The following is a 13,713-nucleotide window of genomic DNA, read 5'->3' on the forward strand; positions in this document are numbered from 1 at the left end:
AGCGGATAAGAGATGCAATCTGCGCTTTACGTCGGTTCCGTCGTTCATCGAAGGCTGCGGCCCAGGGCGCATCGCCTCCGCTACCGGGTTTTTTCCCTGCTTCTGGATCTAGACGAGGCGGAGCGCCTCGCGCGCAAGCTGCGTTTCTTCTCGGTCGACGGTTTCAATCTCTTCGGATTTTGTCCGGCCGACCATCTCTTCGAGGGCGGAGGCGACCTGCGCGGCGAGATCGAGCGCATCCTGCGCGGCGCCGGAATGGAGCCCGACGGCGGCGCGATCCGCGTGCTGACGATGCCGCGCATCCTGGGCTACGGCTTCAATCCGCTGAGCATCTTCTTTTGCCATCGCGCCGACGGCGCGCTGCGCGCGATCCTTTACGAGGTCAACAACACCTTCGGGCAGCGACACTGCTATCTGTTTCCGGTCGACGGCGAACGCCGCGCCTTCGCGCATGTCTGTTCGAAGAATTTCTACGTTTCGCCCTTCCTGCCGATGGACCTGACCTACGGCTTCCGCATCAAGCCGCCCGACGCCTCTTATGCGATCTCCATCCGCGTCGCGGACGCCGACGGCGCGATGCTCAACGCCACGCAGAACCTGCGCCGGCGGCCGCTCGACGATCGCGAGTTGCTGCGCGTCTTTTTCACCCACCCGCTGCTGACGCTCAAGGTGATCGCGGGCATTCACGTCGAAGCGCTGCGGATATGGCTCAAAGGCGTCGCCCTGCATGTGCGGCCGCCGCCGCCCGCGCGCAGCATCACCATCGTCGCCAAAGAGCAAAGCGAAAAAGAAGGCGCTCCATGTCAAATCTGATCTCTTCGGATAGAGTTCGCGTTACGCTCTCGACCCGGCTCGCGGGCGGCGGTTTCGGCGTCGCCGCGCTGGTCTTGCGCAAGGTGCTCGCCGCGATGGAGCGGGGCCGACTGATTTTCATTCTGCCGGACGGCGCGCGCGTCGACTGCCGCGGCCCGAAGCCGGGCCCGGAAGCGACGATCGTCCTCCATGAAATGTCGGCGTTGCGCCGCTTGCTGTTTTCCGGCGACGTGGCCTTCGCCGAGGCTTTCGTCCGCGGCGAGTGGAGCAGCCCCGATCTCGCCGCGGCGATCGAAGTCGCCGCGGTCAACGGCGACGCCTTCATGCGCGCCGTCGAGGGCTTTGCGCCCGCGCGCTTCGCCAATTGGCTGGCGCATCGGCTGCGCGCCAATTCGAAGCACGGCAGCCGCCGCAACATCGCCGCTCATTACGATCTCGGCAACGCATTCTATCGCCTCTGGCTCGACCCCTCGATGTTTTATTCGTCGGGACTCTATCGCACGGGCGCGGAGACGCTCGAAGAGTCGCAGCAAAACAAGGTCGATCGCATCCTGGAGCTGCTCGACGCGGAAAGCGGCGAGAGCGTGCTCGAAATCGGCTGCGGCTGGGGCGGCCTCGCCGTCGCCGCCGCGGCGGGCGGCGCGGGCCGCGTCACCGGGCTGACGCTGTCGAGGGAACAGCTCGCCTATGCGCGCGACAGGGTGAAAGAAGCCGGCTTCGAGTCGCAAGTCGATCTGCGGCTCGAGGACTACCGGGACGTTGCCGGCAAATTCGACCGCATCGTCTCGATCGAAATGATCGAAGCCGTCGGACGCGACTATTGGCCGATCTACTTTGCAACGCTGCGCGAACGTCTCGCCGAAGGCGGCCATATCGTGCTTCAGGCCATTACGATCGACGACCGACGCTTCGAGAAATACATGACCACGCCGGATTTCATCCAGCGTTACATTTTTCCCGGCGGCGCGCTTCCCTGTCCGCGCGCGCTTCGCGAGGAGGCGCAACGCGCCGGGCTGCGGCTCGAAACCATCGAGACCTTCGGCGACGACTATGCGCGCACGCTCGTCGAGTGGCGGCGTCGTTTCAACGACAATTGGAGCCGCATCGAGGCGCTCGGCTTCGATCCGTCGTTTCGACGCCTGTGGGATTACTATCTCTGCTACTGCATCGGCGGCTTTCGCGCCGGCGCGATCGACGTCGGCTTGTACCGGCTTACTCACGCGAAAGGATGATGGAGGAAAGGATGGGCAGATTCTTGTCGAAATCGTCTCGTTCGAGAGCGCTTATCACAATGCTCATATGCGCTGCGGCGTCCGTCGCCGCAGCGTCTGAAGCGCGTGACGGAATCATCGGCGATTGGGCGCGCGGGGATGGCGCCGCCCGGGTGCGCATCGCGCCCTGCGGCGGCGCGCTTTGCGCGATCAATACCTGGATCAAGGACCCGTCGGGCGGCGAACATGTCGGCGACCGGCTCGTCATGAAAGTCACCGGCGGCGGTTCGTCGATGTCGGGCACGGCGTACGATCCCCAACGCAAGCTCAGCTACAGTCTCCAGATCGACTACGGGGCGCAATCGATGCAGACGCGCGGATGCGTCCTCGCGGGCATTGTGTGCAAGACCGTCGGCTGGACGAGGGTCTCGCGCTGAGCGCGCGGCGCCGCCGTCGAGAGAGGAGAGTTCAATGATGAAAACCGCCTTCATGCGCGGGGCCGCCGTCCTCGCGCTGGTTCTCGGCGGCGCCTGCGGCGCCGTCGCCCAGGCCCCCTCCGTCAAGCCGATCGATCCGGCGCGATTCTACAAGGGCGCGTGGCTCGAAGTCGCCCGGCGGCCGATGTGGATCACCGACGGCTGCGTCGCCGGCACGACGAGCTATGCGCGCGGCAATGGGCCAAATGAAATTCTGGTGCGGGACGCCTGCCGGAAAGGCGCGGAGGAAGTCGCTTTGACCGGCGCCGGCGCGATTCAGGATCCCGGCGTCAATTCGCGTCTGAGCGTGCGCTACAATCCCTTGCTCTCCGTCGACTATCATATCGTCGACGTGGCGCCGGACTACAGCTGGTTCATCGGAACCAGTCCGACGCTCGACAATCTTTTCATCTATACGCGGCAGCGCCCGTCAGCGGCGCGTCTCCAGGCGCTCGTGGCCCGCGCTCAGGCGCTCGGCTACGACACCTCGACGCTGGAGTTCCCCTGGAACGGACCGCGTCGATGAAAAGCCGATAAAAAGGCGCGGGCGATCATGTCGCCCGCGCCCAATTCTTCGCCGCGCGCCCCGCCATAGGGGGACGCCGCCCTCAGGCTGCTTGTCGCCCGGCGGCGACGTCGCGCCAGTCGCCGAGAGCGTGAAAGCGGCGGATGCGGCCGTCGGCGTGCAGCGCGTTAAGATGCAGCCAGCCGTTTTCGACGAGCGCGCGCACATTGCCGTGCTTTTGCAGGACGGCCTCCATGGCCGCTTCCGGCGCTTCGATGAAGACGTTGAGGCGCAGCGGCTCGTGCACGAAGCGTTTGCCGTCGTGCACCGATTGCAGAGGCAGCCCCGTGCGCAGATCGCCGCCATTGCCCTCGAGCACGCCGAGCTGACCCACGACATTGTGCAGCGTCTTGTTGCCGCTGCCGAACACCCTGTTGTTGGTCGTCGAGCCGAAATACTGCAGATTGATCCAGCTCGCGACGACCATGGGCGCCGTCATGATGAGTTCGAGAACCTTGCCGTCCTCGTCCTTTGCGGCGTCGTAACTGTGCAGGAAGGCGCGGCCGGCAAGATCAAGTCCCGCTGTCCGCGCGCGCGGCGCGGCGATGAAGGCGGCGTTGCCCGCAAGCCCCCATTCGGGACGCACCTGCGACCAGTCGCGGCTGCGCGCGACGATCTTCCGGCGCGTCGCCGGACCCTTCTCGACGCCGAGCAGCGCGGCCCGCTCGAGGCGCGCGAGCGCCGCGGCCGCGGCGAGCCGCTCCTTCAGCCTCGCGATGTCGTCGCGATACGAGGCGGGGGCGGCCGCTTCGTCGAGGATTTTGACCTCGTCGGTCGTCGTGTCGTGCAAGGCGGCGAGGAACCATGTGTCTTCCGGAACGAAGACGCCCTTGCCGCGCAGCCCGGCGCGCACGCCGGGGTCGTTCAAGACCCCGGCCGCGACGCGCGCATTGGCTTCGCCCGTATGGCCGCCGCAGGCGCCGCAATCGAGGCCCGACGCATGCGGATTGTTCACCGTCGTCGAGCCGTGGCCGGCGAGAAGGACGAGCCGCGAGAAGCCGTCCGTCATCGACATGGCCGTGAGGACGGCTTCGGCCATCGCCAGGCGCTGCGCGGCGTCGAGGCCGGTCGTCCGCTCGCCGACCACGCGCGGGTCGAGCCGGGGCCCGACGCGCGCAAGCACGCGCGGGTCGAGCCCGTCGAGATTGGGGTCGGGCGCCGGGCGGGTGAGGCCGAAGCTGTCCGAGACAATCTTGACCGCATAGCTCAGTCCGACCGTTTCAACGAAGGCGAAGGACGAAACCGCCGACAGCTTGAAGGCCTTCCAGGCCTTGGCGGCGCGGCGGCGCAAGAGACGCAGGTCGAGAATTCGGCGCTCCTGCGCGGGCGAGACCGCCTCGACGGCTTCGCAGATGGTGAAAGCGGGTTTGAGCAGCACGGGACACTGAGCGCCGCCGCGCAAATGGCCGATCGGCACATATTCGATCGGAAAGCCGAAGAACCCCGCGAAGCCGACGGTCTGGGCCTGCGGCCAGACCGTCTCCAGCGCGCGTCGAAAGACCTCCGAGCGCACATCGATGCAGAAGGCGGCCTGCAGCGCCGGCCTCGGCGCGTCGAGCCGGGCTTCCCGACGAGACGACAGGCGCGCGTAAAACTTCTTTTGAAAGGCGATCTCATAGGCGTCCTGGAGGATGAGATCGACCGCGAGATCCGGATCGCCATTCAGTCGATGGTCGAGCGGGGTCGAGACCGCCTCCGTCATCGCCCTCGCCCAGGCGCTGTGGAAGGCCATGTCGGTGCGCGCCTTGAAGAGCCCGTAGCCATAGGCGACGCGGATCGCGAGGAGCTGGACCAGCGTGTCGTTGGGTTCGCCCTTGAGTTCCGAGTTCCAGACGAGGTAGCGCGCATAGGCGGCCCAGCCGCCAATATCGAGGAGCGTGCGCAGCAGATAATCCTCGACGGCGCGGGGCGGGATGCGAAGCTTTTCGACGACCGCCTGAATGGTCTCGACAGGGTCTTCGGGGAGAGACAGCACGGTCTTGCGGAAGTTTGCGACGCCCATCGCCTCCGCGCTCAGATCGAAGCGCGCCGTCCTGCGCCAGGCGGCGTAGGGCGCCAGTGCGCGTTGGGGCATGCGCCAGCTCGCTTGTCCCTCGTCGAAATAGGCGGCGCACCATTTCGAGATTTCCTCGATCATGAAGCCGACGAGCGAGGCCTGCCGATCCCCGTCCGCAAGCGCGTCGAGAATCTCGGCGACCGTGGAGACGGCGGCGGGGGGCCGCGAATTTTTCACAGGGTCCTCGGCGACGGCGCGTTTGAGCGCCGCGACATCCGCGGGGCGGTCGATATCCTGCGGCGCGCGCGCGAGCGCTTCAGCGAGCGCCGCGTCGTCGATGACGCCGGAGGCGATCGCCGCGCGATAGAATTGGCGCGGCGCCAGCATGTCGATCTTGGCGACGCGTCGCAACGCCGCGGCTGTCGCGGCGAAGGGCTGGTCGGCGAAGCCCAGAAACGGGTTGACGGCGACGAAATGCTTGAGCGGCCAGAGCGGCGCGATCCGGCTGCACGCCTTGGCGACGCCGTTCTCGATCTCCTGTCTGCGGCTCGGCGCAGACAGCGCGCCGGAAGTCGAAGGAAATTGCACGTGAGCGTTCATCCTTGGGGCCCTTCCCGATCAAAGAGAGGAGGAGGTCGCCGCCCGCCGCGGCCAGATGCGGAGCATGGCGCGATTGGCGAGCGTGTTGAGATAAAGTCCCTGTGAGAGGTGGACGTAGACCGCCTGCCAGAAGGGCGAGGTCGCATGACGGGCCATGACGCTTTGAAAGAGCGTGACCGCGCCAAAGGAGACGATGACCACGACAACGAGCAGGAGGTCTTCCGGGCCGCGCAGCGGGGCGGCTTGCGGCAGGCTCGATGAAAACATCCGCTCGACCGCCGCATGCAGTGAAAAGAAGGCGACGGCGACGATGGCGGACATGGCGATCGCCTTGCCCAGCACATAGGCTTTGGTCCGTTCGTCGAGCGCATTGGCGATGAGATGCGCGAGGCTCATGAGAAGGATCGTCGCCAGCGTCGCGGCGCCCGGATTTTCGATGACGCCGGCGTGGAACATCCCGCCGACGGCAAAGGCCAGAGGCAAGGACGCCGCGAGCGCCAGCGCGAAGCGGGCGGGATGCGGCTGGCCGCCGGGGCTCGGCGTCCAGGAGGCGCGGGCGAGGTCGATGACGCTGCCGGAGCTCAGGAAGGCGTGCGCCTTGTAGAGGGAGTGGGCGAGGATATGCAGCAGGGCCGCCGCAAAGGCGCCAAGTCCGCATTCGAGCATCATGAACCCCATCTGCGCCACGGTGGAATAGGCCAAGGAGACCTTGACCGAGGTCTGGGTCAGCATGACGAGGGAGCCGAAGAGCGCCGTCGCGCCGCCGACGAGCGAGAGCATGTGAAGCGCGCTGTCGGAAGGCGCGACGATGTCGGCAAGGCGCAGCACGAGGAAGCCGCCCGCGTTGATGACGCCCGCATGCAGCAGCGCCGAGACGGGAGTGGGCGTCTCCATCACTTCCACGAGCCAGCCATGGAAGGGAAGCTGCGCGGACTTCAGCAGCGCGGCGCAGACGATCAGGACCGCCGGGAGGGCCAGGGTCGCCGCCGCGCCTGAAGAGACCGCCGCCCGGGCCGCGGCGAAGAGTTCGGGGAAGGCGAGCGTGCCGAAGCTCGTCCACAGGCTTGCGGCGGCGCCGATCAGGCAGAGATCGCCGAGGCGGCTCGCCACGAATTTCTTCTTGGCGGCGAGCTGCGCCGCCGGGCGCTCGGGGTAGAACAGCAGCAGCGTGTTGAGACCGACGCTCGTTGCGATCCAGGCCAGGATCAGGAAGGCCAGATTGCCCGCCGTCATGAGGCTGAGAACCGCCGCGAGCGTGAAGGCGAGCCTCTTGTAGAAGGACCCCTGCCTGGGGTCCCCGTCGAGATAGTTGCGGCTGTAGAGCAGGACGATCACGCCGATGAAGGAGACGAGCGTCGTCATCGCCGCCGACAGCGCGTCGACGTAAACCCCGACGCCGACGCCCGTGACGCCGACGACGCCCGTAGTGAACGGCCCATGAAGGACGACGGCGACGTCAATGGCGAGCGCGGCGAGGAAGGCGAGAGCGCCGGCGGTCAGGCCGGCGGCGGCCATGGCGCGCGGAAAGGCGTTTGCGGCGCGGTTCGGCGTCAGGCTGAGGGCGAAGAGCGCCGCCGGCGCGAGAAGAGGCGACCAGGTAAGCGAGTCCATCTTTGCATGTCTCCAGGTCTCGATGGAGACAGAGACTAGGGCGGGCCTGTCGATTTTGAAAATTCAAATATTGCAATGTTTCGTTCTATAAAACAGAATAGTCGTCATGGCCTTCCTGAACTATCACCATTTGCGCTATTTCTGGATGATCGCCAATGAGGGAAGCCTCACGCGCGCCGCGCGGCGCTTGAACGTTTCGCCTTCGTCCCTATCCGTGCAGGTCAAAGCCCTGGAGGAGCAGCTCGGCCAGGCCTTGTTCGAAAGACATGGCCGATCGCTGCAACTCACCGAGGCCGGCCGCATCGCGCTTGGCTACGCCGACGCCCTGTTTAAACTCGGGGACGAATTCTTGAGCACGCTGGAAGGACTGAGGCCCGCCGCGCGGCAGACGCTGCGCGTTGGAGCGGTCTCGACCCTCTCCCGCAACTTTCAGATCGAACTGCTGCGCCCGCTGCTCGGGCGCGCCGACGTCGAAGTGATCATCCAATCGGCGACGTTCCTCGAACTTCTCTCAAGGCTTCGCGACCACAGGCTCGATATTGTTCTCGCCAACCAGCCGGCGATGCATGATCAGGACGAGGACTGGCAGAGCACGCTCATCGCCGAACAATCGGTGAGCCTCATCGGCGCGCCGGCGCTGAAACGGCGGAAATTCCGGTTTCCGCGAGACCTCGCCAATATAGCCGTCGCCGTCCCCGGCCGCGGCAGCGGGATCCGTAACGCTTTCGACAAGCTGCTCGAGTCCGAAGACGTCAGGCCCGCCTTCGTCGCCGAAATCGACGACATGGCGATGCTGAGGCTGATTGCGCGAGAGGGGTTTTGCCTCGCTCTCGTGCCGCCCGTTGTCGTCATCGACGAGCTTTCGAGCGGCTCCCTCAAGGAGCACTGCACCTTTCCCCACATCAAGGAAGCCTTCTACGCCATCACGAGACGACGCCAATTCCCGAGCCCTCTTCTCAAGACGCTCGATCTGCATCGACGGAAACTCTGATCGGCGTCGGTTCGCCCGCGCTTCGCGATCTGGGTCCTTGACGCAATGATGTGAAGCCATTCGCTACGGGAGCCCGCTTCTGCGCTTGACTCGCGCTTCGGCCTCTCATTACCTTACGAATGGAACCAAAGGCGGCGGCGGTGGATCCAATCAAACGAGTAAGCGGCGTTGCGCGCATCTTGGCGACAGTCGTCGCCAGTCTGCTGCTGCTGCAAGTCGCCTTCGCAGGCGCGCCCGCTCTCGTCGGCGGCGCCGCAGGGGCGATGTGCTCGACGCAACAGGCGTCCCGCGATCAGCAGCAGCCAGCCGTTCCGGATCAGGCGCGCGATCACAGCCAGTGCTGCGTCGTGCAATGCGGATCCGGCTCCGCGCCGCCGCCAAATACGAACGCCGCTCTTGACGCGCCAGCCTTCGCCGTCGCGCGCGCCGCCGTCGAGCCTGCCTATGTTGCGCCAGCGGCGCGCGCAGAGCCCAAGGGCGCGCCTCAGTCGCCCCGGGCGCCTCCTCTTGCCGTCCCGGCGGCCCTCGCCTGAGGGGCGCCTATCCGCCATTGGTCATCATCGCCGATCTGGAATTTGACGTTCCCGTTGTGGGGCGGCCATGGCGCCGTTTGCGTCGCTGCGCCTCGGCCCCATGCAGGAACCGGCGCTTGAGACTCATCTGAGCTGTTGCAGCTTTTCACAGAACTTTGCGCGGCTTGGACTCCTCCGGCCACGCAGGGACCCCCTCCCAAACTTGCTCCGCCTGCTCCGTCAGGCGGAGCCTTTTTGGACGCGGGAAAGCTGACCAGACCCTTAGCCCGTCACTGTCCCTCGACACGTCAGATGGAGGAAAAACCATGACCCAAGCCAATTTTCAGGCGCCGATCGAAATCCGCGAATATGTGCAAAAGAGCATCGGGCAGGCGCGCGGCGCCGTCGAGGCGTTTTCCCGAGCCGCGAAGCGTGCGGTCGAGTCGATCGAGTCGACGCTTCCCCCGGGCGTCAAAGAGGCCAACGAAAAGGCTTTCTCCTATTCGCAGGCCAATATATCGGCGGCTTTCGACCTTGCGCAGAAACTGACGCAAGCCGAAGATCTGGGCGAATGTCTGCGTTTGCAGGGCGAATATATGAAAACGCAGAGCGAAGCCCTGCAGGCGCAGGCGCAGGCCTATTTTGCAAATTTGCAGAAATCTCACCGCAACGAGGCGGGCTGACCTTGCAGCCGGGCGAGCTATCGCCTGGTTTTCTACTTGCGACGGAATAACCGAAACGGGACCGCCGAACAGGGGCGCGTCTCGACTGCGCGCCGAAGCGATTCCTTTGCGCGCAAACCCGCTCGAGCGTTTCTGGCGGCGGGTCGGGAACTGTGAGACAACGAGGAGGCGATAGATGAAAAAGACGACGCTAAACGGAGCCGCAATCGCCGTTGCGGCCGTTTCGATTGCGCTCGCGGGCGCAACCCCGAACGCCGCGAAGGCCGCGTCTTCCGCAGCCAAGGCGCGGTGCTTTGGCGTCAACGGCTGCAAGGGCAAGTCAGATTGCCACACCCCGAAGAACGCTTGCAAAGGCTCGAACGCGTGTAAAGCGCAAGGCTGGCTTTACGTCGAAAACGCGAAGGCCTGCGAAGACGCGAAGGGAAGGGTTCTGGACTGAGCGTCGGCGCGCGCTTAGCGAAAGGGGCTCAATGAGCCGTTGCATCGCAATTGCGCGCCCGGGAAAGAAAGGCCGTCATGAAGAAGCGTCGCGTTGATCTCTGTGCCGTTGATCCTTGCGCAGAATTGCACAGGCTCGAAGCTGTCACAAAGCGGCCTCTTCCCTTTCACGCGCCCGGCCAAGCGCCGGCCGCCGACCGCGCTCGCGCCGCGCCGAACGCTTCTTCCACCAGATGTAAACGCCGGTGACGGAGAGCGTTTTCGAAACGCCCGGCGGCGGCGCGACGTTCAGGGTGGCGTTTCCCAGATTGACGTGACGTCGAGCCCGTCGACGTTTCGCGGCGGGTCGCGCCGGCGCTGCGGGAAAGACAGACTTTCACAATTGCGTCTGCTGCGCGCGCTTCGTTTCGAGGCGATGCGGTTCAAATTTACGAAGCTTCCAATCAACCGCGAACTTTCCCGGCAAGTGGAAGGTGATCTTTTTTTGGGGTGCGCGCGCCGGAGGGGGTCGCGTATCGTGCGACCTTCGTCGTCGATCCGGATAATGTCATTCAACACGTCTACGCCACAAATCTCGATGTCGGGCGCGCCCCTCAGGATACGCTCCGCGTGCTCGACGCGCTCCAGACCGGCGCGCTTTGCGCCTGCAACCGGCCGGTCGGCGGCGAGGCGCTGAAGCCGGCGTCGTGATCGACGGGCGCCGGAAATGGTGAAATCTCCGGCGCCCGCCGAGGCGCGTCGCTTCGATTGTCAAAGCCGAGCTTATGTCAGGCGAGGTCCGGCTGTGTGCTTGACGCGGCCCGGCCGGGGTTGGCGCAAGCGCGCGGTCCGACTAACATCAAGGGCCGGTCGTCGCGCAGGGAGGGTGCGGGATGGTGAAAGTCCTGTTCACCGCCAACATACAGCGTCATGTCGCCTGTCCCGAAACAGAGGCCGCCGGCGCGACGCTTCGCGAAGTCTTGGATAATGCGTTCAAGGAAAACGCCCGGGCGCGCGCCTATGTCCTCGATGATCAGGCGGCGCTGCGCAAACATATGACGGTTTTCATCGACGGCCGCGCGCTTCGCGACCGCGTCCGCTTGTCCGATCCCGTATCGGCCAGCAGCGTCGTTCATGTCTTTCAGGCGTTGTCGGGAGGTTGACGATGAGCGACGAGATTCTCGTTTCGACGCGCAAGGGGCTTTTTAGCGTCGTTCGCAACGGCGGACGCTGGGACATCGACGGCGTCGCGTTCCTGGGCGACAACGTCTCTCTTACGCTGACGGACGCGCGCAGCGGCTTTCGTTACGCCGCGCTCGATCACGGCCATTTCGGCGTCAAGCTGCATCGCTCGACGGGCGACGGCTGGCAGGAAATCGCCGCGCCGGCCTATCCGCAAAAACCGGAGGGCCTCGACGAAAAGGACATGTGGGGGCGTCCCATTCCCTGGAGCACGCAGCGGATCTGGGCGCTCGCGACGGGCGGAGCGGACGAGCCGGGCGCGCTCTGGTGCGGCACATTGCCCGGCGGGCTGTTTCGTTCGTCAGATCACGGCGAGAGCTGGACGATCGTCCGCGCGCTGTGGGAGCACCCCAAGCGCACGCAATGGATGGGCGGCGGCGCCGATTGGCCGGGCATTCATTCGATCATCGTCGATCCGACGAATTCACGACGCGTGTGGGTCGCCGTTTCGACCGGCGGGATCTGGTTTACCGAGGATGCGGGGGAAAGCTGGAGCCAGCGCGGCGAGGGCATGCGGGCGGAACATGTGCCGCCCGAACTCACGCATGATCCGATCGCGCAGGACATACATCGCCTGGCGCAATGTCCCGCCGCGCCCGAACGCATGTGGGTTCAGCATCATAACGGCGTTTTCGTCTCGTCCGACGCGGGACGGACGTTTCGCGAGATCGCCGTGACGCCGTCGGCCTTTGGCTTCGCCGTCGTCGTCCATCCGAGCGACCCGGACACGGCCTGGTTCATCCCCGGGATCAAAGATGAAAAGCGCATTCCCTGCGAGGGCCGCCTGGTCGTGACGCGCACGCGGGACGGCGGCGAGAGCTTCGACGCGCTGACGAACGGCCTGCCTCAAACCCACGCCTATGACCTCGTCTACCGGCACGCGCTCGCGATCGACGCGACGGGCGACCGGCTGACGTTCGGTTCGACGACGGGAGGCTTGTGGATCAGCGAGGATCAGGGCGATCATTGGCAGTGCGTGACGCACACCTTGCCGCCGATCTACGCCGTGCAATTCATTTGATTGCCTGCCGATTGCCGGAGAGGCTCATGACCGCCAGCCGCACGCTCGAAAGCCTCCTTCGCGCCGCGCCCGACGGCGCCGTCGCGCTTGGCGCGGCCGGCGCGCCGCCGCTTTCCTTCGGCAGGCTGCGCGCGCTCGCCAAGGAGACCGTTGCGACGCTCAATCGCGTCGGCGTCGGCCGCGGCGACCGGGTCGCGATCGCGCTTCAGAACGGCCCCGAAATGGCCGCCGCCTTCCTTTCGATCGTGCAGGGAGCGACCGCCGTGCCGCTCAACCCCGCCTATACGCTCGACGAGTTCGAACTTTACCTTAAGGATCTCGAGGTCGGGGCGCTCGTTGTCGCGGCGGGGGAGGCCTCGCCCGCGCTCGAAGCGGCGAAAAGGCTCGGCGTCCGCGTGCTCACGCTGACGCCATGCGGCGGCGGCGCCGGCGATTTTATCATTACCGGCGGCGCAGCGGCCGCGGGCGCGGCGGGGAAGGGCTCTGTCGGCCCGGAGGACATCGCGCTCATCCTTCATACCTCGGGCACCACCTCGCGGCCGAAAATCGTGCCGCTCACGCAGCGCAATGTCGCGGCCTCGGCGGAAAACATCGCCCGGACCCTCGACTTCAGCCAAAGCGACCGCGGGCTGAACATCATGCCGCTGTTTCACGTTCACGGGATCGTCGCGGGCCTTCTCGCGCCGCTGTCGCGCGGCGGCTCGGTCTTCTGCTCCACGGGTTACAACCCGGTGAAATTCTACGGCTGGATGGAGGAGGCGAAACCGACCTGGTACACGGCCGTGCCGACGATGCATCAGGGGATCCTGAGCTTCGCCGCGCAGAACAGGGAGGTGATTGCGCGCCACCCGCTGCGCTTCATCCGCTCGTCGTCCGCGTCGCTGCCTGTGCGGGTCATCGAGGCGCTGGAAGCGGCGTTCCAGGCCCCCGTCATCGAGTCCTACGGCATGACCGAGGCGGCGCATCAAATGGCGTCCAACCCGCTGCACGGCCCGCGCAAGCCCGGCTCCGTCGGCCAGGCCGCCGGGCCCGAGGTCGAGATCATCGACGAAGCGGGTCGGATCGCGCCGGCGGGCGTCGCGGGCGAGATCGTGATCCGCGGCGAGAACGTCATGGCCGGCTATGAGAACAATGCGGCGGCCAACGCCGAAAGCTTCGTCAACGGCTGGTTTCGCACCGGCGACCAGGGCGTCAAGGATGTCGACGGCTATTTTCGGCTCACGGGACGTCTGAAGGAAATCATCAACCGCGGCGGCGAGAAAATTTCGCCTCAAGAGGTCGACGCGGCGCTCATGGACCATCCGGCCGTGGAGCAGGCGGTCGCTTTCGCCGTTCCAAACGAGAAGCTCGGCGAGGACGTCGCCGCCGCCGTCGTGCTGCAGGCGGGCAAGAGCGTCTCGGAGCAGGAATTGAAAGCCTTCCTCGCGGAGCGGCTCGCGCCGTTCAAGGTTCCGCGCCAGATCGTCTTCGTCGACGACATCCCGAGGGGCCCGACCGGAAAGCTGCAGCGCGCCGGGCTCGCGCAAAGGCTGGGGCTCGCGGCGGCCTAGGGCTGCCTCTGTTCCAATGGTCCGT

13 protein-coding genes and 1 pseudogene are annotated in these 13,713 nt (G+C 65.8%); 12 read left to right on the top strand and 2 right to left on the bottom strand.

Annotation, left to right across the window (positions count from 1 at the left end; translation table 11 throughout):
• Positions 1-12: 12 nt before the first annotated feature.
• Genes RVU70_RS20460 through RVU70_RS20475 form a run of 4 tightly spaced genes read left to right on the top strand, consistent with a single transcriptional unit; the run spans position 13 to position 3,026 of the window.
• Positions 13-813, top strand: coding sequence for a DUF1365 family protein (locus tag RVU70_RS20460; protein ID WP_363352221.1), 801 nt, complete (start codon positions 13-15; stop codon positions 811-813).
• The gene (locus tag RVU70_RS20465; protein ID WP_363352223.1) at positions 801-2,045 is read left to right on the top strand and encodes a cyclopropane-fatty-acyl-phospholipid synthase family protein; all 1,245 of its coding nucleotides are present in this window, start codon (positions 801-803) and stop codon (positions 2,043-2,045) included. Before RVU70_RS20460 ends, RVU70_RS20465 begins: the two co-directional genes overlap by 13 nt.
• Positions 2,046-2,104: 59 nt before the next feature.
• Positions 2,105-2,461: a DUF2147 domain-containing protein gene (locus RVU70_RS20470; RefSeq protein WP_363352225.1), complete on the top strand. Its 357-nt coding sequence runs from the start codon at positions 2,105-2,107 to the stop codon at positions 2,459-2,461.
• A gap of 34 nt (positions 2,462-2,495) precedes the next feature.
• A complete protein-coding gene (locus RVU70_RS20475; RefSeq protein ID WP_363352227.1) occupies positions 2,496-3,026 on the top strand; it encodes a lipocalin family protein in 531 nt (176 codons plus the stop codon).
• Positions 3,027-3,108: 82 nt separating this feature from the next.
• Here the strand turns inward: RVU70_RS20475 and RVU70_RS20480 are convergent, their stop codons facing one another.
• Both RVU70_RS20480 and RVU70_RS20485 read right to left on the bottom strand, forming a co-directional pair.
• The gene (locus RVU70_RS20480) at positions 3,109-5,661 is read right to left on the bottom strand and encodes a DUF2309 domain-containing protein (RefSeq protein ID WP_363352229.1); all 2,553 of its coding nucleotides are present in this window, start codon (positions 5,659-5,661) and stop codon (positions 3,109-3,111) included.
• Positions 5,662-5,679: 18 nt separating this feature from the next.
• Positions 5,680-7,272, bottom strand: coding sequence for an NADH-quinone oxidoreductase subunit L (locus tag RVU70_RS20485; protein ID WP_363352231.1), 1,593 nt, complete (start codon positions 7,270-7,272; stop codon positions 5,680-5,682).
• Between the two features lie 106 nt (positions 7,273-7,378).
• Here RVU70_RS20485 and RVU70_RS20490 point away from each other — a divergent pair, with 106 nt between their 5' ends.
• The 8 genes and pseudogenes from RVU70_RS20490 (at position 7,379) to RVU70_RS20525 (ending at position 13,688) form a co-directional block, all read left to right on the top strand.
• Entirely contained in the window at positions 7,379-8,263 is an 885-nt protein-coding gene (locus tag RVU70_RS20490; RefSeq protein ID WP_363352233.1) for a LysR family transcriptional regulator, read from the top strand.
• A 140-nt stretch (positions 8,264-8,403) separates the two neighbouring features.
• Positions 8,404-8,796, top strand: coding sequence for a hypothetical protein (locus RVU70_RS20495; RefSeq protein ID WP_363352235.1), 393 nt, complete (start codon positions 8,404-8,406; stop codon positions 8,794-8,796).
• Between the two features lie 305 nt (positions 8,797-9,101).
• A complete protein-coding gene (locus tag RVU70_RS20500; protein ID WP_363352237.1) occupies positions 9,102-9,458 on the top strand; it encodes a phasin family protein in 357 nt (118 codons plus the stop codon).
• Between the two features lie 175 nt (positions 9,459-9,633).
• Positions 9,634-9,897: a hypothetical protein gene (locus tag RVU70_RS20505; RefSeq protein WP_363352239.1), complete on the top strand. Its 264-nt coding sequence runs from the start codon at positions 9,634-9,636 to the stop codon at positions 9,895-9,897.
• Between the two features lie 485 nt (positions 9,898-10,382).
• Positions 10,383-10,586: pseudogene (locus RVU70_RS20510) on the top strand (peroxiredoxin); the annotation flags it as partial.
• Positions 10,587-10,768: 182 nt separating this feature from the next.
• Positions 10,769-11,038 (top strand): MoaD/ThiS family protein, encoded by a 270-nt coding sequence (locus tag RVU70_RS20515; protein WP_363352241.1) that lies wholly within the window; start codon positions 10,769-10,771, stop codon positions 11,036-11,038.
• 2 nt (positions 11,039-11,040) lie between these two features.
• Positions 11,041-12,138 (top strand): hypothetical protein, encoded by a 1,098-nt coding sequence (locus RVU70_RS20520; protein WP_363352243.1) that lies wholly within the window; start codon positions 11,041-11,043, stop codon positions 12,136-12,138.
• A 26-nt stretch (positions 12,139-12,164) separates the two neighbouring features.
• On the top strand, positions 12,165-13,688 hold the full coding sequence (locus tag RVU70_RS20525; protein WP_363352245.1) for an acyl--CoA ligase: 1,524 nt from the start codon (positions 12,165-12,167) through the stop codon (positions 13,686-13,688).
• Positions 13,689-13,713 lie beyond the last annotated feature (25 nt).

Source organism: Methylocystis echinoides (assembly GCF_040687965.1).
In the GTDB taxonomy this organism is placed as follows: Bacteria; Pseudomonadota; Alphaproteobacteria; order Rhizobiales; family Beijerinckiaceae; genus Methylocystis; species Methylocystis echinoides_A.

What these genes read in the sequence shown, in the direction of transcription:
- RVU70_RS20460 (WP_363352221.1), top strand. Translation starts at nt 13, where the DNA reads ATGCAATCTGCGCTTTACGTCGGTTCCGTCGTTCATCGAAGGCTGCGG.
- RVU70_RS20470 (WP_363352225.1), top strand. Translation starts at nt 2,105, where the DNA reads ATGCTCATATGCGCTGCGGCGTCCGTCGCCGCAGCGTCTGAAGCGCGT.
- RVU70_RS20490 (WP_363352233.1), top strand. Translation starts at nt 7,379, where the DNA reads ATGGCCTTCCTGAACTATCACCATTTGCGCTATTTCTGGATGATCGCC.
- RVU70_RS20480 (WP_363352229.1), bottom strand. Translation starts at nt 5,661, where the DNA reads ATGAACGCTCACGTGCAATTTCCTTCGACTTCCGGCGCGCTGTCTGCG.
- RVU70_RS20515 (WP_363352241.1), top strand. Translation starts at nt 10,769, where the DNA reads ATGGTGAAAGTCCTGTTCACCGCCAACATACAGCGTCATGTCGCCTGT.
- RVU70_RS20465 (WP_363352223.1), top strand. Translation starts at nt 801, where the DNA reads ATGTCAAATCTGATCTCTTCGGATAGAGTTCGCGTTACGCTCTCGACC.
- RVU70_RS20485 (WP_363352231.1), bottom strand. Translation starts at nt 7,272, where the DNA reads ATGGACTCGCTTACCTGGTCGCCTCTTCTCGCGCCGGCGGCGCTCTTC.
- RVU70_RS20525 (WP_363352245.1), top strand. Translation starts at nt 12,165, where the DNA reads ATGACCGCCAGCCGCACGCTCGAAAGCCTCCTTCGCGCCGCGCCCGAC.
- RVU70_RS20505 (WP_363352239.1), top strand. Translation starts at nt 9,634, where the DNA reads ATGAAAAAGACGACGCTAAACGGAGCCGCAATCGCCGTTGCGGCCGTT.
- RVU70_RS20500 (WP_363352237.1), top strand. Translation starts at nt 9,102, where the DNA reads ATGACCCAAGCCAATTTTCAGGCGCCGATCGAAATCCGCGAATATGTG.
- RVU70_RS20520 (WP_363352243.1), top strand. Translation starts at nt 11,041, where the DNA reads ATGAGCGACGAGATTCTCGTTTCGACGCGCAAGGGGCTTTTTAGCGTC.
- RVU70_RS20475 (WP_363352227.1), top strand. Translation starts at nt 2,496, where the DNA reads ATGATGAAAACCGCCTTCATGCGCGGGGCCGCCGTCCTCGCGCTGGTT.